The sequence below is a fragment of the Pseudoalteromonas sp. MMG006 genome, assembly GCF_018101025.1.
Taxonomy (GTDB): Bacteria; Pseudomonadota; Gammaproteobacteria; order Enterobacterales; family Alteromonadaceae; genus Pseudoalteromonas.
This window is the reverse complement of the sequence record NZ_JAGJEJ010000014.1, coordinates 68,464-90,405: the sequence shown is the minus strand read 5'-3', so window position 1 is coordinate 90,405 and position 21,942 is coordinate 68,464. Positions and strand designations below refer to the sequence as shown.

The window sequence follows — 21,942 nt, the reverse complement described above, 5'->3', positions numbered from 1 at the left end:
AAATCATTAAATTACATATGAAAACAAAGCGCGGCTGAGTATATTAGCCGCGCTTTTTTATGGTTACGTTTTTAGTTATTAATGTCTAAAATCAGCCATTAGCGCTGGTATGCCAGGCAGCATGCCAACAATGGCCATCACTGTGGTTAAAACCACAAACATAATTAGCGGAATAACCCAGCGGCTCATTTTAGTTAAATTAGCACTGCGCTCTTTACAGCCAATTAAGCCTAAGTTATCAAGCAGCATAGTCAGTGACCAACCAAAAGCAGGATTAACCAAGCTTGACGCAAACACCACAATAGCAGCCGATTGCGTTGTTTTACCTTCGCGTGTCATTTCCATACCCGCCTCAAGCAGCGGAATAAACACACCAACAATAAGCGCAACACACAGCACGGGTTGCCAAATAGCTAAATCCATTGGGTAACCCCATAAACCCGCAATAATACAAAATACGGCTGTTAAAATGGCGCCCGCCGGAATAGGGCGTTTAGCAATAGCGGCAGGTACAATGTAGGTTCCCCACGATGAGGTAAAGTTAGCACCACCGGCAAGTGAACCAAAGGTTTGTCTAACCGACGCACTTAGCATGGTGTCGTCTATGTTCATTTGTACTTTTTCAGTACGTTGCGGGTAACTAATTTTTTGAAAAACTTGATGCCCTAAAAAATCTGGTGACCACATAGCTACAGCCAATACTGCAAACGGCAGTACAACCACAAAACTTTCAAGCGTCGGTAGGCCAAGCATCCAACCCGTATTTTCGCCCCACCAATAAGCTGGGTTCATATTTGGTAAGCCCGGTGCTGTATGAAACTCAAATGGGGCACCGAGTGCAAATGCAACCACACCGCCAATGAGGCAGCTAAGCGGTACAGCTAACCAGCGCTTTTTAAAATGCTCAAGTAACGCATACAATAAAATGGTCGCCAAAATAACAATAAATGCAATATGCGCCATATCAATGGCCTCAGCCCATGCAAACAGCTTTTTAACCTGCGAAATAGTGCCAATAAAACCTAAGTATATGAGCAAGCCTCCGCACACCCCTTTACTGGTTAAGCGTGCCAGCAAACTCCCTCCTTTGGTTATCGCCAAAATAAAGCCAAAGGCACCAATGAGCAAGCCAAATGCCATAGGGTGGCCGCCAGCGGCAACCACAATAGGAATAAGAGGAATAAGTGGGCCGTGAGTACCGGCTAAGTTAGCCGTGGGTAAAATAAAGCCCGAAAACAAAATAATAAAAATAGAAACAATGAGTAATTCATAGCGTACGTTTTCTAACACAAACGCATCGCTTAAACCTAGTGGCGCAGCAAAAGTAGCGGCAATAGCACCTACCATAACGACTTTACCAATGGTGCCCGCCATGGCTGGAATCGTGTCTTCAAATTCAAAGCGGTAGTCTCTAAATGGTAAATTAGGTCGCCAACGCTTAGGCTGCATAATTTGCAGTTCGTGTTCTAGGTATTCGTCGCGAGTATTAAACTCTGAACTTGGTTTATGCTTATTTTGATAGCTGTTGGCATCATCTACGTGCGATGCGCTTGTTTTTTCTGGCTCGTTACCCTTTGGGGTTACTGACATAGTCCCTCCTGTTACTCGTTGCTTATTTATTAATACGGCTTTTGTTAAAGCAAATGAATAGTGAAGGAGCAGGGTAGATCAGCTTTTACTCAGGAATGTATAGGCAAAAGGTCGTGTATGGCTTTATTTTATGCTAAGTCAGTGTGTTGGTATTCTTAAATGTAAAGTATATTTTGTTTAAAATCAGTGTGTTGATTTATTTTTGATGTGTTTTAATTAGGTGGGATATTATAAAAACAAGGCTGTTATCCTTTAGTCTAAGTAGTGGACTGTGTATTTTAATTGAACTGACATAGCGCATCTGCTAGGTTCAATTTTTACTAAAATAATAAGAAATACAATGCAAATTCAATCCCCTAAATCAATTGGTATTTTACTCGGTACGCTTTATGGCATATTTATGCGGCTGTTTGTAGAGCTACTTGATGCATACAATTTAAGCAGCCTTGTTTCTATTTCCTTTATGTTTTTAGTGCCCGTTGCAATTGGCTATATTCGTATTCACTTTGAATTTAAAAGCTCAAAAACATTAACAAAAAGGCAAATGATGACAATTGCTTGGCAGCCAATTTTTGTTTTTTTACTTGTAAGTGTTATTACGTTACTTGAAGGAAGTATTTGTGTGGCCATGGCTTTGCCTGCTTTTATGCTCTTTGCAAGTATGGGTGGTTTACTGGCAGGCTTTATTAAAAGTCGCAAAACAAAAAACGCTAACCGTTCTTTACTCTCAATTGCTTTGCTCCCCGTATTACTTTCACCTATTGAGGTGAATTATTTACACTTATCAAAAACGTACGAAGTCACTAACTCTATAATTATTGAAGCGCCTATAAACCGTGTGTGGCAGCAGCTTGCAAATGTAAGCAAGATAGAACCACAAGAGTTACCATTTTCGCTTACCCAATTAATAGGTGTGCCTAAGCCCTTAGAGGCAAATATGAATGCTACGGGTATTGGGGCTGTTAGAACCAGCAAATGGCAAAAAGGGGTTATATTCAAAGAAGTGATTACGGATTGGCAGCCAAATAAACAGATGCTTTATAGATTTGACATAGACCCAGATGCCATTCCCGATGATGCACTCGATAAACACGTAAAATTAGGCGGCGAATACTTTTCACCTCTATACGGTGGATATGAGTTAAGTGAAGATAAAAGCGGCAATACAATTTTAACTTTAAAAACAACCGTGCAAGATAATACAAATTTTGGTGTTTATTCACGAATATGGGGTGAGGTAATTTTTCAAGACTTCCACCATTCACTTTTAACATTAATGAAAAATAGATCAGAAAAGCCACTTGTCGCAGCTATTTCCCATTTTTAGCTTAAACCGCTATGGTATTAAAAAACTGTTATAAGAGTACTTTATGAAATTATTAACGGCAACTACGTTATTACTTGCCTCATCAGCAGCTATTGCGCGCCCTGCGCCTTTGGTATCTATACCAACACAGGATGCGTTTTTTAATAATATTGCAGCGCATTGTGGTAAAGCGTTTGAGGGTAAAGTAAGCGTAGATAACGCAAAAGGCCCAAGCTCATTTGATAATAAAAAACTAATTATGCATGTACGTAAATGTACCGATAGTGAGCTGCAAGTACCATTTCATGTAGGTGATGATGCATCACGTACGTGGATTATTACTAAAACGGGCAGTGGTTTGAATTTAAAGCACGATCACCGCCATGAAGATGGTACCGACGATGCTTCCACTATGTATGGCGGCCATACGCTTGATGCGGGTTTTGCACAAATGCAGTCGTTTCCTGCTGATCAATATTCAAAAGAATTATTTGTAGCACAAGGGATAGCGCAATCTGCGGGTAATACATGGCAAATGTATATTTACCCTGAGGTATTTACGTATCGGTTAATTCGCCAGGGGCGAGAGTTTAAGGTGGACTTTGATTTAACTCAACCAATTACTCCACCAGCAGCGCCTTGGGGTTATGGGCAATAAAACAGGTTGGTTTTTTGGCTTACCTTATTTAGGTAATAGCACAATGTGTTATTTTGCCTTTTTCTTTGGGGTATCGCATTGTAGTAAAATGTTTAATGGTGGTTGATAAGCGCGTGGTTTGGTAGGAAAACGTTCGTACTCTTGCACGCCTTCAAGCACTTTTAACATAAAGGTTCTGCCACGGCATAATCTGTCTGCGTGGCGCAGTAAAAACACACTTTGATTAGCAAAGTGTTTGTAATCGTCTGATTGAATTTCTATTTTATAGTTATCTTCACCAATTTTGGTTTGGTAGTAATGTACTTTATTATCAAAGTCATATGACTTTTCTTTTTTACCTACTTCGGCAAAGGCGGTCCCTATACCAGAAAAGGCTAGCAATGCAGCGCCAGCAAGTAAATGTGGTGTGTATAAGCCCTTCATAAAAATCTATCCTTTAATTTGCGAACTTAATACCCATTAATTACTCATACAAGTTCGATTTCTTTATATTTAGTCTAACACCCAAAAAGGGATAATGTGATGTTCAAACAAATAAAACAGCTTTTTGCTGTATTCGATGATCAAGAGCCGAGTATAGAGCCGCACGATTTAAAAACCGCAGTGGCTGCATTACTTATTGAAGTAATGCGTGCCGATACAAAGCTGGACCATAATGAACAACACACCCTGACTGTAACCTTAAAAAAATACTTTAATTTAACAGATTTAGAAGTAGAAGAGTTAACCACTAATGCTGCTAATAGTTTAGATGGGTCTATAGATTACTTTCAATTTTCGAAACAAATTAATGAGCATTGTAGTGCTGCTCAGCGTATTGAAATAATAGAATTGTTATGGCGTTTAGCGTATGCAGACAATGAAATAGACCCGCAAGAAGACTACGTAATACGTAAAATAGCAGGGCTACTGTATGTGACTCATGTTGATTTTATCGCCGCAAAAATAGCGGCGACAAAGTAATGTTAGCTTAGCTTACTGCTAACCGACACAAGCTGTTGAGTAAGTGCTGATACCTTTTCTGCAGTGGCTGGGTCACTTATTTGGCCATTTTCGTCAAATACAGTAAATGCTGAAGGTACAGCAAGTTGATCGGCAAGCACTAATGAACCAATGCCGCTTAAAATGTCGCGTACATGATTTAAGCCGCGCAAGCCACCCAGCCCACCAGGTGATGTAGCAAATAACGCCACTACTTTATTGCGAAATGCAGGCGCAGCGCCTTGCTCAGTACGTGACGCCCAATCAATTGCATTTTTAAGTGCGGCAGTAATTGAGCCGTTGTACTCTGGGCTTGCCAGTAAAATTCCATCAGCAGCGCGTAACTTATCTTTTAAAAGTTGTGCATCGGCTGGTGTGCCTTGTGCTTCAATATCTTCGCTAAATAATGGCAAATTTAAATCGGCGAGTTTAATTACTTCTACCTCCGCGCCTGTTTGCAGAGCAAAACGTGCCGCTTCGTTAATAAGTTTTTGGTTAAAGCTATCTTTACGCAGGCTACCCGCGAGAGCGATAATTTTTGGTGCTGACATAATTGAGACCTTTTATTTGCTGGGTGTGACACTAATGTAGCAAATTTTTGCTTGTAGAAAACCCGAATAAACGCAACACTTATGTGCGTATATGCACATAAGTAGAAGGCGGGTAGTGTGGCAATTAAATTTGACGATTGGCAAGATGTAAAAGTAGCGTTTGAAGTGGCAAGGCTGGGTACGCTAACGGCTGCCGCAGAGGTTTTAAATGTGCACCACAGTACAGTACTGAGACGTATTAATAGCCTTGAAAAAAACTTAGATACGCGTTTATTTCATCGCCATGCACGGGGTTATAAAGTAACTGAAATAGGCGCTAAACTATTCGCAACAGCTGAAATTATAGATTCATCACTTGAGCAATTACATAACGATATTGCTGCTGCCGACAGTACGTTACGCGGAAGTTTATTACTTACCACAGTCAGTGGGTTTATGGATGTACTAGGCGATGTCTGTGAGGAGTTTCAGGCTTTGCACCCTCAGGTGCAGCTTGAAGTAATTTTAGAACAAAAGCGGTTGAGGCTGGATCATGGGCAAGCACATATTGCAGTACGTGCAGGGCCAAGGCCAGACGAAGGGGATTATATTGCTCAGCATTTAACTAAGCTTAAATCTGGCTTGTACGCCAACAAACGCTACATAAACAAGTATGGTATGCCTAAAACATTAAGTGATTTACAGCATCATAACTTTGTATCTGGTGTGGCAGGCTTTAATGCACAAGTCCCTTATTTTGAGTGGGCCGATAAGTATATTCCGGCGCAGCAAATAAAGTTACGGGTATCAGAAACCTCCGAAGCAGCAAGAGCCATAATTAAAGGCTTAGGCGTTGGCGGTTTACAACATGGGGTAGCCGCTCAATATGCTGATTTAGTGCCTATTTTACAAAGTGAGCTCAGTTGGCAAACAGATGTGTGGCTAGTAACACATCAATTAGTGCATCGCACCGCGAAAGTCCAAGCTTTTGCGGGATTATTAAAAACGCACTTTAATAAACCCCAAACCCTTAAATAGTTTTTTTAACCTTAATACCTAAACGTTTAGCAAGGCGTACAAGGTTGGCTCTGTCGAGTTCTAGCACTCTTGCCGTTGCTGCCCAGTTATAATTATGCTGTTTTAGTTGCTCGGTTATAACTGTAAATTGTAAAGATTCAACGGCCTGCTTTAATGGCTGATTACAGGCAGTGTGAATGGTGTTTTGCGTGTTAACTTGTACTGTATTACTTAGCTGTGGGATTAAATCACAGTGCTCGCTTGTAATCGTAACTATAGGGTTTTGCCATTGGCTTTGCTTAGCCTTTAGTGCGCTGCGGCTAATAACATGTTCAAGCTCGCGTACATTACCAGGCCAACTGTATTGGTTAAGCAATGCTTGCGCTTCAGTGCTTAGCTTTAATTGCTTAATACCTAATTTACGGGCTGTTTGCTCAATAAAATAACCAGCAAGTAAGGTTATATCGTGCTCACGTTTATTAAGTGGCGGCACGGTAATAGGGTAAACACTTAGCCGGTGATATAAATCGGCTCTAAAGCGACCTTGCGCTACCTCACGTTTTAAATCACGATTAGTGGCAGCCACTACTCGAACATCTACGTATTTTGGTATATCTTCACCAACGGTTTGAATTTCACCACTTTGTAACACCCGTAATAATTTACTTTGCATTGCTAATGGCAGCTCGCCAATTTCATCTAAAAATAATGTGCCGCCATCAGCTAGTTGAAACTTACCTTGGCGGGCATTTTGTGCGCCAGTAAAAGCGCCTTTGGCATGGCCAAAAAATTCACTCTCAGCAAGGTTCTCGGGAAGTGAGGCACAATTTAAGTGAATAAGGGGCTGATCTTTGCGGGCAGAATTTAAGTGAATATTACGCGCTACTAACTCTTTTCCTACGCCCGTTTCCCCTAACACTAATACACTAAAGTCAGAGGCAGCAACCAGTTTTATTTCATTTTTAAGCGTTTGCATTACTGGGCTTTGGCCAATTATTTCACCGCCATCGCGAGTAAGCGCATCACGCGTTAACTCTTGCACAAGTGCACTTGAATGCTGCGCATGGTGTTTGTAATGGGCAAGCTCTAGGGCCGTTTTAAAATGTGCACTACACAGCGTTTGTAAAGTGCTAAGTGTATTTGCGCTGATATTGCTAAAGGCATTTGCATTAAGGCTATCAAACGTGAGTACGCCAAGTAGTGCATTTTTATTATAAAGGGGTAAGCCTAAACAGGCATGCACAGGAATATCGCCCGTTTTAGCCAGCAGTAGGCCGTCGTATGGGTCGGGCAGTGGGCAGTCGTGTGCAAATTGTAATGCGTGGCTTGCACTGCAAATAGCCTTAAGGCGAGGGTGCTCTGCTATTTTAAAACGCCTGCCAAGGCTGTCGGGCATCAGGCCTTTAATGGCTAAGGGCTTAAGTTGCTCGCCCTGCACGACAAGTAATGCACTGGCATCGCTAGGTATTACACGCTCAACCGTTGCCAGTAATTGATCAAAGCTATGCTCGTGCAGAGTGCTTTGGGCAAGCTCTAAAGCTACTTGGGTAAGGTTGAATTGCTGGTTCATGTCAAAATGACCTATACGTGTTTTTATGATTTAAAATAGGGTAGGTCATAAAGACTCATTTTGTAAAGCGATTATATTTAACTTACTGAATAGTAATGCTTTGTTTTGTTGGCACAGTATGTGTAATAGCTAAGTAACATCAATGGTTACTGAGGTAGTTATGAACACACTTACAATAAATAATGTAAGCAACAATGTTGAGTTAGGCTCATTTTTTGAATCGCTTTTATTTACTGCTAATGCCGTATTAGGGTTTAGCGTTTTTTATAGAGATGCCAAATTTTGCTAACGCTAATTTATGGCTTGTCACTGTGCTACAGCTAGCATGGTGGCTAGGTGCAATTACTGCGCTGGCTAATATGCTATTAAAAGCACGCAGTAAAAATAACTATCAGTTTTTAGCTATTTTAAGTGTGTTGTGCGCCCTCAATACACTTTATTTATTATTTGTTTTAAATAACAACATGCAGCTTGCTTTGGCTGTGGTTGACACCTCTGTACTCGTTATTAGCTTACTGGTAGGCATTGTTGCAGGGCGGGTGCTTCCCTTTTTTACTGCTAAAGGTTTATTGCTTAGCGAGCAAACACGTACTCCTAAAATTGATAAAGCGCTACTGTATTTATCAATATTGGCATTTACTTTATTTTTTATCAGCAAGTTATTTTTAAGCTCAATTAGCCCTGCATTCATTGTTGCAATAGTGGCTGCGCTTCACTTAATTCGATCTGGGTTTTGGTGGGACGCAAAAGTGCTAAAAGTGCCTTTATTATGGTCTTTGCATTTTTCTTATCTTGCTTTAGGTGTTGGCTTGATGATGATTGCATTTAGCTTTTACACAAGCGTAATACCCTTCAAAGATGCGCTCCACCTTATCACTATTGGCACAATAGGGATGATGATTTTAGCCATGATGACCCGTGTATCGCTTGGTCATACAGGGCGTACGCTTAATACTCCTAATTATATATCTATTGCTTTTGCACTTGTGCTGGTGGCAGCTATTACTCGCTCAATACTCCCCTTAATTATTGGGCCACACTTTGCTTGGCAGATAAGTGCTTTGCTGTGGTTAGTGGCTTTTTTGTTATTTTTAATTTACTGCACACCTATATTGACGCGGCGTCGTGTTGATGGGCGTCGTGGTTAGTTTACCTACAGGAATACATTATGTTATCTGATAAAACCATCGAGATTGTTAAAAGCACCGTTCCGTTATTAGCCAAGGCCGGCACGGTTGTTACCGATCATTTTTATAAGCGTTTGTTTAGCCATAACCCAGAGCTTAAAAATATTTTTAATATGGCGAATCAAGACACCGGCCGCCAGCAATTTGCTTTGTTTAACGCCTTAGCGGCATACGCCCAAAATATTGATAACTTAGCGGTGTTAAAAGAGGCATTAGCGCGCATTAATCATAAACACACCAGTTTAAATATTTTACCAGAGCACTACCCCATTGTTGGTGCTCATTTAATTGGCACCTTAAAAGAGCTAATACCAGAGCAGTTTACGCCAGATGTAGAATACGCATGGCGTGAAGCTTACGCACTGCTTGCTGATATTTGTATTACCGAAGAAGCGGCTTTATATGAGCACAGCAAAAACACACTCGGTGGCTGGGCGGGTACTCGCCAATTTGAAATAACCAGCAAGCAAACTGAATCAGAATTGGTTACAAGCTTTACACTTACGCCGGTTGATGGCGAGGCCGTTATTACCCATAAACCTGGCCAATATTTAGGTATTAAAGTTAAGCCAGAGAGCGCTGAATATGAAGAAATTCGCCAGTATTCTATTTCGCAAAAAAGTAACGGTAAAAACTACCGTATTAGTGTTAAAAAAGAGCTACAGCCAAAGTCTGGCATGGTGTCTAATTATTTACACTCACTAGCTCCAGGTGACATAGTTGAACTATACCCGCCTGCAGGAGATTTCTTTTTACGAAATAGTAAAAACCCAGCGGTACTTATTTCAGCAGGTGTTGGGCAAACGCCAATGCTTGCGATGCTCGAAACGTTATTAAGCGATAATCCTAAGCAAAATATTATGTATTTACATGCGTGCGAAAATACCCAGCAGCACTCGTTTGCACACTATTTAAATGAATTAAGTACGGCTTATAACAGCTTGCAAACTATAACGTGGTTTAATCAAAGCAGTGATGGGGCTGATTTTACTGGGCTAATGGATTTAACGGCCATAAAAACACAGTTACCTCTTAAAAATGGTGATTTTTACTTATGCGGCCCCGCTGGGTTTATGGTGTTTGTGAAAAGCCAGTTACTGGCACTAGGCGTTAAAAACGAGCATATTCATTACGAAGTGTTTGGTCCGCACCAAGACTTATAAATCAGGTAAAAAATGATAAAGGTACACAGTATTAATGCTGTGTGCCTTTTTAATAGTATTTTATTGCGCTTTACAACTTACGTTTTTAAGCTCAATAGACATATCTTTTTTAGGATAATAAAGCACGCACTGCTTGCCGATTATTTGTAAAACAAATTTTTCAGACTTTATATTATGCGCGCCCATTATGGGCATGCCATTTGAATCTTTACTTGTACCATGGTTTAGTAACAGCTCGCTGCGTTTAGTAAAAACAGTGTCGGCCAGCGTAACTAGCTTGCCACCTTTAGCTTTTATAATCGCTTGTTGCAGCGTAGCTATAACGCCAGGGGTTACCTCAATAAGTAGCGCAGGCTTTGCAGTGGCATTATTCATACTGTTACAGCCTCCAATAAATAATAATATTAATACTGCCACTAGCTTTGTCATTACTTATCCTTATTTAACGTAGGCCATGTTAAATCCATATTGCCACGGTTAAAGTTATCAGGTGCATTTAAAGGTAATAGTTGCTTGCTATCGCCAGCAGCGCTTTGTACTTGCGTTTTATTACTCGCAGAGGCCGTGCTAACAGGGCACGTGCCGTTATTATCAATATGGTAAAGTGCAGTAGAGAGTATCCCTTCGTTTGGGCCGCCTAGTGGACTGTCAAAGTCGTCACTCACTACACAACCTTTCACATCAGCATCAAATTGCGGCGAAGGCGTAGGCGTAAAGCCTGCTGCATATTCGCCAAATCCTTTACTGTTCACGCCACTAAATTGAATAGTGTAATAAGTGGTTGCGCAGTTATGAGTTGGGGTAAAGCCGTATGGCTTGCCACAGGTGGTATCGCCAATGAGTACAACCTCTGCGTCTATACCTTTTAAGCCATTGATAAAAGCTTCTGATGCCGAACAAGTGCCCGATGTACTAAGCACATACACCTTAGATAGGTTTAAATCGGGCAGGCTTTCGCCAGTGCTAAAAAAGGTTGAGTAATCAATTTCTTCATCTATAAACGGAAAAGGTGATTCAACGGGTTGTTTATCGTTTTGCTGGGTTTGGTAATAAATACGATTTTGCACATTTGCACTGCCAGCTACCATGAAGGCAAGCTGCGAAGAAAGCGCTAATAAGCCGCCACCATTGTATCTAAAGTCTATTACTAACTCGTCTACGTTATCGGTTTTAAATTTGTTAACGGCAGCAATTAGGCCTTCTTGGGCAATACCTATATGGCTATTAAACTGCATGTAACCTACGCTTGTGCCATTCGCTGTGGTTAAGGTTTTAACGTTTTGAACAGGCGTTTGCTCTATGTTGCCAGCGGTTACGTTAAAGGTTTTTTCGGCGCCATCGTTACTACGCACAACGATGGTGTGCGAGTCACCATTAGTTGGGCTAAATAAACCTTCGTTTAGGGTATCTACGCCAGCTTGTGTATTGGTATTAATACTTACGCCATCAACTTCAAGTACAGTATCGCCTCGTTGAAAGCCAATTAGGCTTGCTGGTGAGTCATCTTCTAGGTAGGCAACACGTAAAACTCTATCGGCTGAGTCGCCTATAAATGCCCAATTTATGCCGTAGCCTGAGGTAACACCTGATTGCGCTTCTTGAAAGTAGTCCTCTGAAGGCTCTGAAAAATGAAAGTTATCTTTTTTAGCACCAGAGTCAGTCAGTTCTTCGGTTTTTAGTTGTGCGAAGTATTCGGCCACTGTAGCAAAGTTTTCAGGGTCGTTATCGGCAATTTCATCATACCAAAGGTAGGTTTCGTCACTCCACGAGCGAAGCCAAAGCTTCTCGTAAAGTGCTGAGCCTGCTTGGTCTGGGTAAGGCTCATTATTATTAAACGGGTCGTTACCTGTGCGGGGTGTTTCGCAAAAGTTTTTTAAATCATCAGATGGCGCAAATACACCAGCTGTCCAGGTTGGGGCTGAGCTTGCTGGAGGCGTGACTACTGGGTCTGGCGTTTCATTCATGCTGCTACCGCCGCCACAACCAGCAAGTGTAAGGCCTGAAAGTGCAGCAATAATAGCCAGTGATGCTTTATTATTTTTAAACATACAAAATTACTTTTTGTAAATGAGTTGTTTAAAATACTACAACACCCGCCTATATATTCAACGTATTTGGCCCTGATTTATGTAAATGAGTATACAAACCAGGCTTTTTAGAGCTTGCTTGCACTACTTTTATTAGCAAATGCTTGCCTTTGCCACGCATCAAATAGCTTTTGTTGTTTATCAGATATTTTTAGCCCGTATGTTTTTTGCATATAAGCGTAGGTGTCGGCAATGCGTTTACGGGCATAAAATGGTGGCTCGACTACGCGTTGTTTAAAGTTAACTTTTACTTCGCAGCGGCCATATTGTGTGGCGTTTTCGCTAAGCATACCAAAGCGATAGTTAGAGCGATCTGCGTTAATTTCGCCAATAGCGGGGGCTAAGTTGTGTATGTCGGCTTCCATTTTCCTAAATTTAGCACTGACCTTACGGCAGTTTTTACGCCCACCATTTTGCCAGCATTGTAGCTGGTGGCCAAATTCCCATGCGGGCACTATGTGCTCCCATTCAATACGTAAAGCGCGCTGGTTTACTTTGCCTGAGCGGGTAAATGTATTACGAGGCACATAACCACAACCCGTTGGATCTGGCACTAGTTTTTTACCTTGTTTTTTAATGTCGCAGCCGCAGTAGAGGCTTTTGGCGTTATTAGGCAGGGTTTTAATTAAGTGCCTTTTAGCCGTTGAAAAACGGGTGAATTCTTCACTCGATGCCGAAAAACAAATACAACAAGCCACAAAGGCTAAAATAAATTTAAGCATATCCATCACATACGTGAACTACAGGAGGCGCTAGTTTAAAGCCTTGAAATTAAAATATAAACCTATTTAAAAATCCTTTTAAGCCTTAAATTTTGCAAAAGTAGCAACATGCCGCATAAACAAAATAGCACGCTGGTGGCTGCAAAGCTGATTAGTAAAGGGTTGTTAAAATCTTCTCGCTCGTCGTAATCCATTATGTGCAGCATCCAAAAAAAGTCGAATATACGCCATAGAGTGCTGCGAACAGTAATCACTTTGCCGTTAATTGCATTTAAATACAGCGTGGTATTAAAGGTGTCGTTAAATTGTACTTGCCACACATTTGTTTTGTATCCGACCTCTCGAGTCCCTTGTTTTAAAAGTGTGGTACTTACTGGTTTAGCGTCGATGAGTAAATGGGCTTGCGCATTAGCGGTAATTTGTATTTTAGTGGGTGGTTCAAAAGGGCGACCCGTTAAACCATTAAAGCTTTGCTGTTCGATATTATTGATAACAGTAATAAGTGGGGTAGTTAAAAAGTTTTCAAATGTTATTTGAGTGGGGTTAGCCACTTGTGAAGTAATATCATCGAGTGATGCGGGGTAGTCTGCTTGTGTAAATGGGTTTGTCAGTGTGCGCTTAGCAAGGTGCTTGCCGTGCACATAGTCAAGTGGAATAGCGCTCATAACTAAGCCACCTAAAAGCCAAGCTAAAATTTGTAAGGCAAGTAAATAGCCTAGCCACTTATGTAATTTGCGTGCACGCTTAAATATTTTTTTGCTCATATTTATCTTCTTATTATTTTTAGCGTTAGTTTATTATAGCTTCCCATGCTTTTGCTGCGGCATTTTGTCGCAGTTTTTCATAAGTTTATAAATATGAGGCTTTAATGGCATCAATAGATTTTAGTTAATTTTAGCTTTCACGCAGTGCATTTATTAATTCTTGTTTACTCATTTTAGAGCGCCCGCTAATACCCACTTCTTTTGCTTTATCGTATAACTGCTTTTTTGTGCGTTGCTCATACTGAGAGGCTTTGCCGCCTTTAATAGCTGTTTTGTGGGTATTACTATTGGCAATACGTGCTGCTTTTTGTTTACTCATGCCTTCATCGCGAAGTGCATCGTACTGATCGTCATTTTTAATTTGTGGACCATGATCTACCATTTTAATGCTCCTTAAAAATCGTTATTTACACAGTGTGTGTATTAATTTCATTGTTTAATTGTAAAACTAAGCGATTAAGCCTGCTTAGTTAAAACGAGCAAGTTAGGTACCAAAAGCGTTTAAAAGTGTATTTATGAAGATAAAGCAAGGATTACTGCTTTGTTAATTTGGTATAAAAGTAAAACTGCGTTAAAGTTTGCGATGAAACTATAAGAGGGTAAAAAGCAGACAATGTCGGAAATTCAATTTTTAAATGTAGATCTAGAGCTTGAGTCTAAGCATGATATTAGCGCCTTAGTGGCAGACTTAAAGAAAAACGCGACGGTTTTGCATTATGATAAAGACGAATATCGTCAACTTGCGCGTATTGAAGCCTCAGGTGAAATATCAACACCAGATAAAGCGATTAACCATTTGTGCGAGCTTATTGAGTCGTGTTCACGTAATGCGCTTAAACAATGGCTCAGCTGCTCGCGAAGAACGTTTGATATTGGCTTTGAATCGGGCACGTCGCCTAAATGCTTTAACCAAGCCTTACATGCAGACACACTGCTACGTATATCTGCGATTGGTGCAGGTATGGAAATTACTATTTATCCTATAGAAAAATAATAATAAGTAATTATCTGCGCTCTACAACTGCTGCGGTCATTTTTGATACGCAGCACAGCTCATTGCGGCTATTTGTTATTTTTATTTCCCACACAGAACTACGTTTACCTATATGAAAAGCCCTAGCGGTTGCAGTTAAAGTACCATTGCGAGATGCTTTTAAATGGCTCGCGCTAATTTCCTGCCCTACACAATAAAACTTTGTAAAATCGACAACAAAATTAGCAGCATAGCTTGCTACTGTTTCAGCAAGTACTACATTTGCACCACCGTGAACCATCCCCATAGGATTATGATGCTCAGGAATTGCTGGCATAGTAGCAACTAGGTAATCGTCACCAATTTCTGTGACTTCAATACCCATGGTTTTCATTAATGTGCCTTGGCCGTTAATGCCTTCCTCTAACTGTTTGCAAAGCTCTAAAGTGATGGGTTGGTGCCAAATACTCATAATTACTCCTTTGAATTAAGACCAAGTTTATTGCACTTTATAAATGTGAATTTTATAAATACCTAAAATGTACACATATGCTTTTAGTTTAGCTATTTCAAAGCAGAATTTAAATTTGCGATTTTTATTTAACTGTATATACTCACAGTTAAATGTACTGTATGGAAAACCAGTTGTATGCGACCATTAACGAAACGCCAAGCTCAAATACTAGAACTCATTAAAGTTTTTATTAAAGACACTGGTATGCCTCCTACACGTGCCGAAATAGCGCAAACATTAGGTTTTAAAAGTGCTAATGCAGCAGAAGAGCACTTAAAAGCGCTTGCCAAAAAAGGTGTAATTAAGATGAAGCCAGGCGCAAGCCGTGGCATTCAATTAATTGAAGAAGAAGAGCCAGAGCAATTAGGCTTACCTCTTATAGGGCGTGTTGCTGCAGGCTCACCTATTTTGGCGCAAGAACATGTTGAGAGCCATTGCAAAATAGATCCTTTAATGTTTAAACCTGCCGCCGATTTTTTACTTCGTGTAAATGGCATGAGTATGAAAGATATTGGTATTATGGATGGCGATTTACTGGCTGTACATCGCACTCAAACAGCTGAAAATGGACAGGTTGTGGTTGCACGAGTAGATGAAGATGTAACCGTAAAACGCCTAGAAAAAGCAGGCCGTAAAGTATTGTTACACGCCGAAAACGAAGAGTTTACGCCAATAGAAGTAGACCTTGAAAATGAGTCTTTTAATATTGAAGGCTTAGCAGTAGGCGTAATTAGAAACGCCGATTGGATGTAATTTCTAGCCTATATTAGATAGTAAATTTATAAATGCGCACTTTTTAGTGTGCATTTTTGTTTTAAAAACCCACCTTTTAGCAATACTAAAACAGCTATATAGGTATTTAAGCTGTAAACTTTTTTGCACTCGCAGTTAACTCTTCTTTCATGTGATACACCCCCTATTTTTACTCGTTTTTTGATTATTAAATTGTATTTATGTTGGTCTAATTAAGGTAAATTCAAAATATGAGTAGGTTGTTTTTTATACTAAAGCTTGCTTGTTGTATGTTTTTTAGCTAATCATTAATGTGCTGAACCAACAATAACTCACAACTTTTAGTTTTGAGCACACACACAATACATACCCTTTGTTGGTGCAGCTCTACCAATTAATTACACAAATAAGATTGGTTAAATAATAAAAATAACGAATAGGCGTTTAAGCCGTATGCCTCTTCGCTTTGCACTCGCAATAGCATCAAAGGAGCCGTCACATGGGTAAACTGACCTCTACCGTGTGGCTTGTATTGATTGTTTTTTCGCAGCATGTAATGGCAAATAGCCAATACAATATGCGCAAAGGCGTAACCGATATAAGCAATAATGTATATCAGCTACACATGACCATATTTTTAATATGTTGTGTGATTGGGGTGATAGTGTTCGCCATTATGTTTTGGGCACTTATTCATCATCGTAAATCTAAAGGGGCGGTACCTGCCCAATTTCATGAAAGCACTAAAGTAGAAATACTTTGGACTGCCATTCCATTTGTTATCTTAATTGCCATGGCAATCCCTGCCACTAAAACACTTATTGCAATGGAAGATGCCAGCAAAGCTGATTTAACCATTAAAATTACGGGTTCGCAGTGGAAGTGGCATTACGAATATATGGGGGAGGACGTCGCGTTTTATTCTATTTTATCTACCCCTCAAGATGAAATAGCCAACCTTGCAGATAAAAACCCAAATTACTTGCTTGAAGTTGATAAGCCATTAGTGCTGCCAATTAATCAAAAAGTACGTTTTTTAATGACCTCAGATGACGTTATTCACTCTTGGTGGGTACCTGATTTTGCCGTTAAAAAAGACGCCAACCCCGGCTTTATAAACGAAACATGGACCAACATTAACGAAGAAGGTATTTACCGAGGACAGTGCGCTGAGCTGTGCGGTAAAGATCATGGTTTTATGCCAGTGGTGGTTGAGGCTAAATCGCAGAAAGATTTTAACGCTTGGCTTGCCGATGCAAAACAAGCAAAGCAAAAAGCGGCATTAGCCGATGCAGCACTGCTTGATAAAACGCTACCAAAAGAAGAGTTAATGACTTTAGGCGAGCAAGTGTATATGGCAGGTTGCGCCGCGTGTCATCAGCCAACGGGCATGGGCTTACCAGGCGTATTTCCTGCACTTAAAGGCAGCCCCATTGTGCTGGGTGATATAAAAGATCACATAGATGTTTTGATCCATGGTCGCCCTGGTACTGCAATGCAAGCTTTTGATAAACAGTTATCAATAAAGCAACTTGCGGCAGTAATTACCTACAAACGCAATGCGTGGGGTAACGATACGGGTGATGTAATTCAACCTAGTGAAATTCAGGCAGCACTTGATGCTGATGGGGAGGCGAACTAATGAGTAGCATAGTAGAAAAATCTAATGCCAATGAAGCTCACCACGGTCACCATCCTGCAAAAGGCTTTAAGCGCTGGCTTTACACAACCAATCATAAAGACATTGGCAGTTTATATTTAATTTTTTCGCTGACGATGTTTTTAATTGGCGGCGCTATGGCCATGGTCATTAGGGCTGAATTATTTCAACCTGGGTTACAGCTAGTTGAGCCTCATTTTTTTAATCAAATGACCACTGTACATGGCTTGATTATGGTATTTGGTGCCGTTATGCCAGCCTTTACTGGCCTTGCTAACTGGATGGTGCCATTAATGATTGGCGCGCCAGATATGGCATTACCAAGAATGAATAACTGGAGCTTTTGGATATTACCCTTCGCATTTTTAATCCTGCTGGCTTCTTTATTTATGCCTGGCGGTGGCCCTGCATTCGGCTGGACTTTTTACGCCCCACTTTCAACTACTTACAGTAACGATAATACTGCGTTGTTTGTATTTGCCGTTCATATTATGGGTATCAGCTCAATTATGGGGGCAATCAATGTAATTGTGACCATAGTTAATTTACGTGCCCCGGGTATGACATGGATGAAGCTTCCGTTATTCGTGTGGACATGGCTAATAACTGCATTTTTGTTAATTGCTGTTATGCCTGTACTTGCGGGAGCTGTGACCATGGTGCTCACTGATAAATACTTTGCTACTAGCTTTTTTGATGCGGCCGGCGGTGGCGACCCGGTTATGTTTCAGCACATATTTTGGTTTTTTGGTCACCCTGAAGTATACATCATGATTTTGCCAGCTTTTGGCATTATATCGACCATAGTACCTACCTTTTCACGTAAAAAACTATTTGGTTATGCGTCCATGGTGTACGCCACCTCATCCATTGCACTACTTAGTTTTATTGTGTGGGCTCACCACATGTTTACCACAGGTATGCCGGTGGCTGGCGAGCTATTTTTTATGTACGCAACGATGCTTATATCGGTGCCAACGGGAGTAAAAGTATTTAACTGGGTAGCCACTATGTGGAAAGGCTCAATTAGCTTTGAAGTCCCCATGCTATTTAGTATTGCCTTTATTGTGCTGTTTACCTTAGGGGGCTTTTCTGGGCTGATGTTAGCCATTACACCTGCTGATTTTCAGTATCACGATACGTACTTTGTGGTGGCGCATTTTCACTATGTATTAGTAACCGGGGCCATCTTTTCGATAATGGCGGGTGCTTATTACTGGCTGCCTAAATGGACCGGTAATATGTTTAATATTACTTTGGCCAAATGGCATTTTTGGCTATCACTTGTCAGTGTAAACGTACTATTTTTTCCTATGCACTTTGTAGGACTTGCCGGTATGCCTAGGCGTATTCCCGATTATGCGCTGCAGTTTGCCGATTTTAACGCCATTATAAGTATTGGTGGGTTTGCATTTGGTTTATCGCAGCTTTTATTTGTGGCCGTGGTAATTAAGTGCGCCCGAGGTGGCGATAAAGTGCCTGCAAAAGTTTGGGATGGTGCCGAAGGTTTAGAGTGGGAAGTTGAATCGCCAGCGCCGTATCATACCTTTTCTACACCACCGGAAATTAAGTAATGACTCACGCGCCGCTACTTAAACGCTTAGTGCTTATTTGCATAGGTATGTTTGCTTTTGCTTTTGCCTTAGTGCCCTTATACGACGTATTTTGCGATGTAACAGGGCTAAATGGTAAGCCATCGCTTGAGAAAGCAAAGCTAAGTACACAAGTAACTCAAAACCGCGAGGTAGCGGTGAGTTTTACAACCCATGCGCAAAGTGGCGCGCCATTTGTTGTTAAGTCAAAAGAATACAGTGTTGCTGTTAAACCCGGCGCTATGCGTGAGGTAATGTTTAGCGCTAAAAATAACAGTAACCTCGATAAAGTAATGCAAGCTGTGCCCTCGGTTTCTCCCGGTAAAGCGGCTAAGTATTTACATAAAATTGCCTGTTTTTGCTTTGATCAGCAACCACTAAAAGCAGGGGAAGAACTTGAGTTTAAACTACTTTTTTATGTCGATACCGCATTACCAAGCGATATAGAAGAGCTAACTTTATCGTACACCGTATTTGATATTAGTGAGCAGCTAGTAGCGAGCAATAACTAGCCTGCATGTCTAGTGCAAAACTAGGAGCAAGTAACATGAATCAAGAATATGAAAATTACTACGTACCAGAGCAAAGCCCTTGGCCAATAGTGGGCGCTATTGCTTTATTTTTTATTGCGGTAGGTGCTGCATTAACGGTTATGAGTGCCTCAAAAGAAGAAGGTGGGAGCGGCGTTTACTTGCTATATGTTGGTATTGCCGCGCTTTTATACATGCTTTATAGCTGGTTCAAAAATGTAATTACTGAGTCCGATCAAGGCTTATATTCAGCGCAAATGGATCGTTCGTTCAGACAAGGTATGAGCTGGTTTATTTTTTCTGAAGTAATGTTTTTTATGGCCTTTTTTGGCGCGTTATTTTATGCACGAATATTATCAGTACCTTGGCTTGGAGGTGCAGGCAATAATGCGATGACTAACGAGGTTTTGTGGCCCACTTTTGAAGCGGTTTGGCCGCTAGTGACAACGCCAGCAGGGGATACAACTCAAGCTATGGGTTGGCAAGGCCTACCGCTTATTAATACGCTTATATTACTCGCTTCATCGGTTACTTTACATTTTGCCCACGTAGCAATGGAAAACAATAAACGTACGCCACTTAAAGTATTTTTAGGGGCAACTATTTTATTAGGTGTTTGCTTTTTGGCTCTGCAAGTTGAGGAGTATATACACGCCTATAACGATTTAAATTTAACGCTTGATGCCGGTGTTTACGGTAATACGTTCTTTTTATTGACTGGTTTTCATGGCATGCATGTAACCCTTGGCACTGTACTGTTACTGGTTATATTTTTACGAATATTAAAAGGGCACTTTACTAAAGATAAGCATTTTGCATTTCAAGCTGCTGCTTGGTACTGGCATTTTGTAGATGTGGTATGGCTGTGTTTATTTGTATTTGTATATGTGCTGTAGCATTTATTGGTGAATTATTAGCTTTAATAAAGTCAAATTTAAGTGCGGCAATTACCATAATTAATACAACAACAGAAAACATCACTCGGCGGCCTAAAAAGTGAGACATAGGCCGTCCATCTGTTTTACCCGATACCATAATAAATAAAGCTCTAAACAAGTTAAAAAGTATAAATAATAACAACAGTACGATAATAATTTTAATAATCACTGGGTTGAACCTTATGCAGTTAATTTTATGGCACAAACAAGAGCTTAGCTCAATAATCACACTTTGTATGGTAGCGGTTGTGGTACTTGTTTGTGTGCGCTTAGGATTTTGGCAGCTACAAAGAGCTGAGCAAAAACAGCAACAGTTAACGGCTATTGAAAAATTGCAAACCCAAGGTGTTATGAGTTGGCAGCAACTTACTAATTTACCCTCTAACTGGAATAAAACAGGGGTGTTGGTTGAATTAACGGGGGTATTTATTCAAGATCAATATTGGCTGTTGGATAATCAAGTTTACAATGGACAAGTCGGATACGACTTATTAGTATTGTTCAAACCAGCAGATGACTCCCACACTATTTTGGTAAACCTTGGCTGGGTTAAGGCCCCGCTATCTCGAAGTGAATTACCAAAAATAAAGCTTCCTACTAAGCGCTTTACATTAATTGCACAAATAAAAGAGAACAACCTCAGTGGCTTTACGCTCGAACGCGAAGCTGTTCCCTCCAATATTAGAATTCAAAATATTGACCTTAATAAGCTAAGCCAAACCAGTCAGCAAAAACTCGTTAACTACATGGCTTATAGGCAAGGTGAAGGGGATGAATTAGCTACTCCTCATTATAAAGCTGTTGTTATGAGCCCGCAAAAACATCATGCCTACGCAGTACAGTGGTTTTTAATCGCCATTGCCTGTGTATTCGTGGCTGTTTTTGCTAGTAAAAAAAGGACACACAATGAAAAATAAACCACTTTTATTATTTGTAATCTGCTGCGCCATACCATTAGCTTTAGCGTATGGGGCGCTTAAATTTGACTGGTTACCAACGGCAATAACAAATCATGGTGAGTTTTTAAAACAAGAAGTAAAGCTTACTAATTGGCAAAAAAACAACCCCAAACAGTGGACGATTGCGCTTAATTACTCCGCAGAGTGCACCAGTGCATGTAATGAACAATTAAGTGCGCTAGATAATTTATATGTGGCATTGGGTAAAAACCAAGGCAAGGTCGATATGGCGGTGATGGGGACCGTTAATGATAAAAAACTGCCTTGGAAAATGATAAGCGGCCAACAAAATTTAAAGCCAGCCAGCTTGTATTTAATCGATCATATGGGGCTTGTGGTTCTTGAATATCCTTTTAAAACGCAGCCACAAGAAAACCGTTTAGTACAAAAAGGTTTATTAAAAGATCTAAAAAAATTACTTAATTATTCTCGTTCGAGCTAATTGCTAAGCTTACTTAAGTTGGAGTAT

The 21,942-nt window shown here is 40.5% G+C and carries 24 protein-coding genes and 1 pseudogene; 14 read left to right on the top strand and 11 right to left on the bottom strand.

The features are described 5' to 3' along the window. Positions 1-78 precede the first annotated feature (78 nt). Positions 79-1,590 carry a DUF3360 family protein gene (locus tag J8L73_RS13735; protein ID WP_089348923.1) on the bottom strand — a complete coding sequence of 504 codons (1,512 nt, stop codon included), beginning with the start codon at positions 1,588-1,590 and terminating at the stop codon, positions 79-81. A 340-nt stretch (positions 1,591-1,930) separates the two neighbouring features. On the opposite strand from J8L73_RS13735, the gene J8L73_RS13730 reads away from it, so the two are divergent. Together J8L73_RS13730 and J8L73_RS13725 are read left to right on the top strand one after the other, a co-directional pair. Further along, positions 1,931-2,917, top strand: coding sequence for a hypothetical protein (locus J8L73_RS13730; protein ID WP_211017913.1), 987 nt, complete (start codon positions 1,931-1,933; stop codon positions 2,915-2,917). A 43-nt stretch (positions 2,918-2,960) separates the two neighbouring features. Further along, positions 2,961-3,554, top strand: coding sequence for a hypothetical protein (locus J8L73_RS13725; protein WP_211017911.1), 594 nt, complete (start codon positions 2,961-2,963; stop codon positions 3,552-3,554). A gap of 48 nt (positions 3,555-3,602) precedes the next feature. On the opposite strand, the gene J8L73_RS13720 is transcribed toward J8L73_RS13725, so the two are convergent. Further along, complete coding sequence (locus tag J8L73_RS13720; RefSeq protein ID WP_211017909.1) at positions 3,603-3,977, bottom strand: hypothetical protein; 375 nt, start codon at positions 3,975-3,977, stop codon at positions 3,603-3,605. Positions 3,978-4,076: 99 nt separating this feature from the next. Here J8L73_RS13720 and J8L73_RS13715 point away from each other — a divergent pair, with 99 nt between their 5' ends. Next, positions 4,077-4,517, top strand: a complete 441-nt coding sequence (locus J8L73_RS13715) for a TerB family tellurite resistance protein (protein WP_211017907.1) — start codon at positions 4,077-4,079, stop codon at positions 4,515-4,517. A gap of 2 nt (positions 4,518-4,519) precedes the next feature. Here the strand turns inward: J8L73_RS13715 and J8L73_RS13710 are convergent, their stop codons facing one another. Next, a complete protein-coding gene (locus J8L73_RS13710) occupies positions 4,520-5,086 on the bottom strand; it encodes an NAD(P)H-dependent oxidoreductase (RefSeq protein WP_211001361.1) in 567 nt (188 codons plus the stop codon). 117 nt (positions 5,087-5,203) lie between these two features. Between J8L73_RS13710 and J8L73_RS13705 the strand changes: the two genes are divergently transcribed. Next, on the top strand, positions 5,204-6,103 hold the full coding sequence (locus J8L73_RS13705) for a LysR family transcriptional regulator (RefSeq protein WP_211017905.1): 900 nt from the start codon (positions 5,204-5,206) through the stop codon (positions 6,101-6,103). Here J8L73_RS13705 and norR read toward each other — a convergent pair. Beyond that, the gene (gene norR, locus J8L73_RS13700) at positions 6,096-7,652 is read right to left on the bottom strand and encodes a nitric oxide reductase transcriptional regulator NorR (protein WP_211017903.1); all 1,557 of its coding nucleotides are present in this window, start codon (positions 7,650-7,652) and stop codon (positions 6,096-6,098) included. The genes J8L73_RS13705 and norR overlap by 8 nt on opposite strands. A gap of 254 nt (positions 7,653-7,906) precedes the next feature. Here norR and J8L73_RS13695 point away from each other — a divergent pair. Further along, positions 7,907-8,800, top strand: a pseudogene (locus tag J8L73_RS13695) (NnrS family protein); the annotation flags it as partial. A gap of 20 nt (positions 8,801-8,820) precedes the next feature. Further along, positions 8,821-10,002: an NO-inducible flavohemoprotein gene (gene hmpA / locus J8L73_RS13690; protein WP_211017901.1), complete on the top strand. Its 1,182-nt coding sequence runs from the start codon at positions 8,821-8,823 to the stop codon at positions 10,000-10,002. Between the two features lie 60 nt (positions 10,003-10,062). Here hmpA and J8L73_RS13685 read toward each other — a convergent pair whose 3' ends face one another. The 5 genes from J8L73_RS13685 to J8L73_RS13665 form a co-directional block, all read right to left on the bottom strand. Next, entirely contained in the window at positions 10,063-10,431 is a 369-nt protein-coding gene (locus tag J8L73_RS13685) for a hypothetical protein (protein ID WP_211017899.1), read from the bottom strand. Continuing rightward, on the bottom strand, positions 10,431-12,050 hold the full coding sequence (locus J8L73_RS13680) for a S41 family peptidase (RefSeq protein ID WP_211017897.1): 1,620 nt from the start codon (positions 12,048-12,050) through the stop codon (positions 10,431-10,433). Before J8L73_RS13680 ends, J8L73_RS13685 begins: the two co-directional genes overlap by 1 nt. Positions 12,051-12,157: 107 nt before the next feature. Next, positions 12,158-12,817, bottom strand: coding sequence for an endonuclease (locus J8L73_RS13675; protein ID WP_211001354.1), 660 nt, complete (start codon positions 12,815-12,817; stop codon positions 12,158-12,160). 56 nt (positions 12,818-12,873) lie between these two features. Then, positions 12,874-13,575 carry a hypothetical protein gene (locus tag J8L73_RS13670; protein WP_211017895.1) on the bottom strand — a complete coding sequence of 234 codons (702 nt, stop codon included), beginning with the start codon at positions 13,573-13,575 and terminating at the stop codon, positions 12,874-12,876. 130 nt (positions 13,576-13,705) lie between these two features. Beyond that, the gene (locus J8L73_RS13665) at positions 13,706-13,957 is read right to left on the bottom strand and encodes a Rho termination factor N-terminal domain-containing protein (RefSeq protein ID WP_211017893.1); all 252 of its coding nucleotides are present in this window, start codon (positions 13,955-13,957) and stop codon (positions 13,706-13,708) included. Positions 13,958-14,188: 231 nt separating this feature from the next. On the opposite strand from J8L73_RS13665, the gene J8L73_RS13660 reads away from it, so the two are divergent. Next, on the top strand, positions 14,189-14,569 hold the full coding sequence (locus J8L73_RS13660; protein WP_058547956.1) for a hypothetical protein: 381 nt from the start codon (positions 14,189-14,191) through the stop codon (positions 14,567-14,569). 10 nt (positions 14,570-14,579) lie between these two features. Here the strand turns inward: J8L73_RS13660 and J8L73_RS13655 are convergent, their stop codons facing one another. Continuing rightward, on the bottom strand, positions 14,580-15,020 hold the full coding sequence (locus tag J8L73_RS13655; RefSeq protein ID WP_211001351.1) for a PaaI family thioesterase: 441 nt from the start codon (positions 15,018-15,020) through the stop codon (positions 14,580-14,582). A gap of 177 nt (positions 15,021-15,197) precedes the next feature. Here J8L73_RS13655 and lexA point away from each other — a divergent pair, with 177 nt between their 5' ends. The 5 genes from lexA (at position 15,198) to J8L73_RS13630 (ending at position 20,472) form a co-directional block, all read left to right on the top strand. After that, the gene (gene lexA, locus J8L73_RS13650; protein ID WP_058547954.1) at positions 15,198-15,815 is read left to right on the top strand and encodes a transcriptional repressor LexA; all 618 of its coding nucleotides are present in this window, start codon (positions 15,198-15,200) and stop codon (positions 15,813-15,815) included. A 478-nt stretch (positions 15,816-16,293) separates the two neighbouring features. Further along, on the top strand, positions 16,294-17,436 hold the full coding sequence (coxB, locus tag J8L73_RS13645) for a cytochrome c oxidase subunit II (RefSeq protein ID WP_211017891.1): 1,143 nt from the start codon (positions 16,294-16,296) through the stop codon (positions 17,434-17,436). Further along, positions 17,436-19,028, top strand: coding sequence for a cytochrome c oxidase subunit I (gene ctaD, locus J8L73_RS13640; protein WP_211017889.1), 1,593 nt, complete (start codon positions 17,436-17,438; stop codon positions 19,026-19,028). Before coxB ends, ctaD begins: the two co-directional genes overlap by 1 nt. Beyond that, positions 19,028-19,558: a cytochrome c oxidase assembly protein gene (locus tag J8L73_RS13635; protein WP_211017886.1), complete on the top strand. Its 531-nt coding sequence runs from the start codon at positions 19,028-19,030 to the stop codon at positions 19,556-19,558. The genes ctaD and J8L73_RS13635 overlap by 1 nt, the downstream gene beginning before the upstream one ends. A gap of 35 nt (positions 19,559-19,593) precedes the next feature. Beyond that, positions 19,594-20,472 carry a cytochrome c oxidase subunit 3 gene (locus J8L73_RS13630; RefSeq protein WP_211017877.1) on the top strand — a complete coding sequence of 293 codons (879 nt, stop codon included), beginning with the start codon at positions 19,594-19,596 and terminating at the stop codon, positions 20,470-20,472. Here J8L73_RS13630 and J8L73_RS13625 read toward each other — a convergent pair. Beyond that, on the bottom strand, positions 20,375-20,683 hold the full coding sequence (locus J8L73_RS13625) for a DUF2909 family protein (RefSeq protein ID WP_211001347.1): 309 nt from the start codon (positions 20,681-20,683) through the stop codon (positions 20,375-20,377). The genes J8L73_RS13630 and J8L73_RS13625 overlap by 98 nt on opposite strands. A 13-nt stretch (positions 20,684-20,696) precedes the next feature. Between J8L73_RS13625 and J8L73_RS13620 the strand changes: the two genes are divergently transcribed. Together J8L73_RS13620 and J8L73_RS13615 are read left to right on the top strand one after the other, a co-directional pair. Beyond that, a complete protein-coding gene (locus J8L73_RS13620; RefSeq protein ID WP_211017875.1) occupies positions 20,697-21,431 on the top strand; it encodes an SURF1 family protein in 735 nt (244 codons plus the stop codon). Beyond that, positions 21,421-21,915, top strand: a complete 495-nt coding sequence (locus J8L73_RS13615; protein WP_211001345.1) for a transmembrane cytochrome oxidase associated protein — start codon at positions 21,421-21,423, stop codon at positions 21,913-21,915. Before J8L73_RS13620 ends, J8L73_RS13615 begins: the two co-directional genes overlap by 11 nt. Positions 21,916-21,942 lie beyond the last annotated feature (27 nt).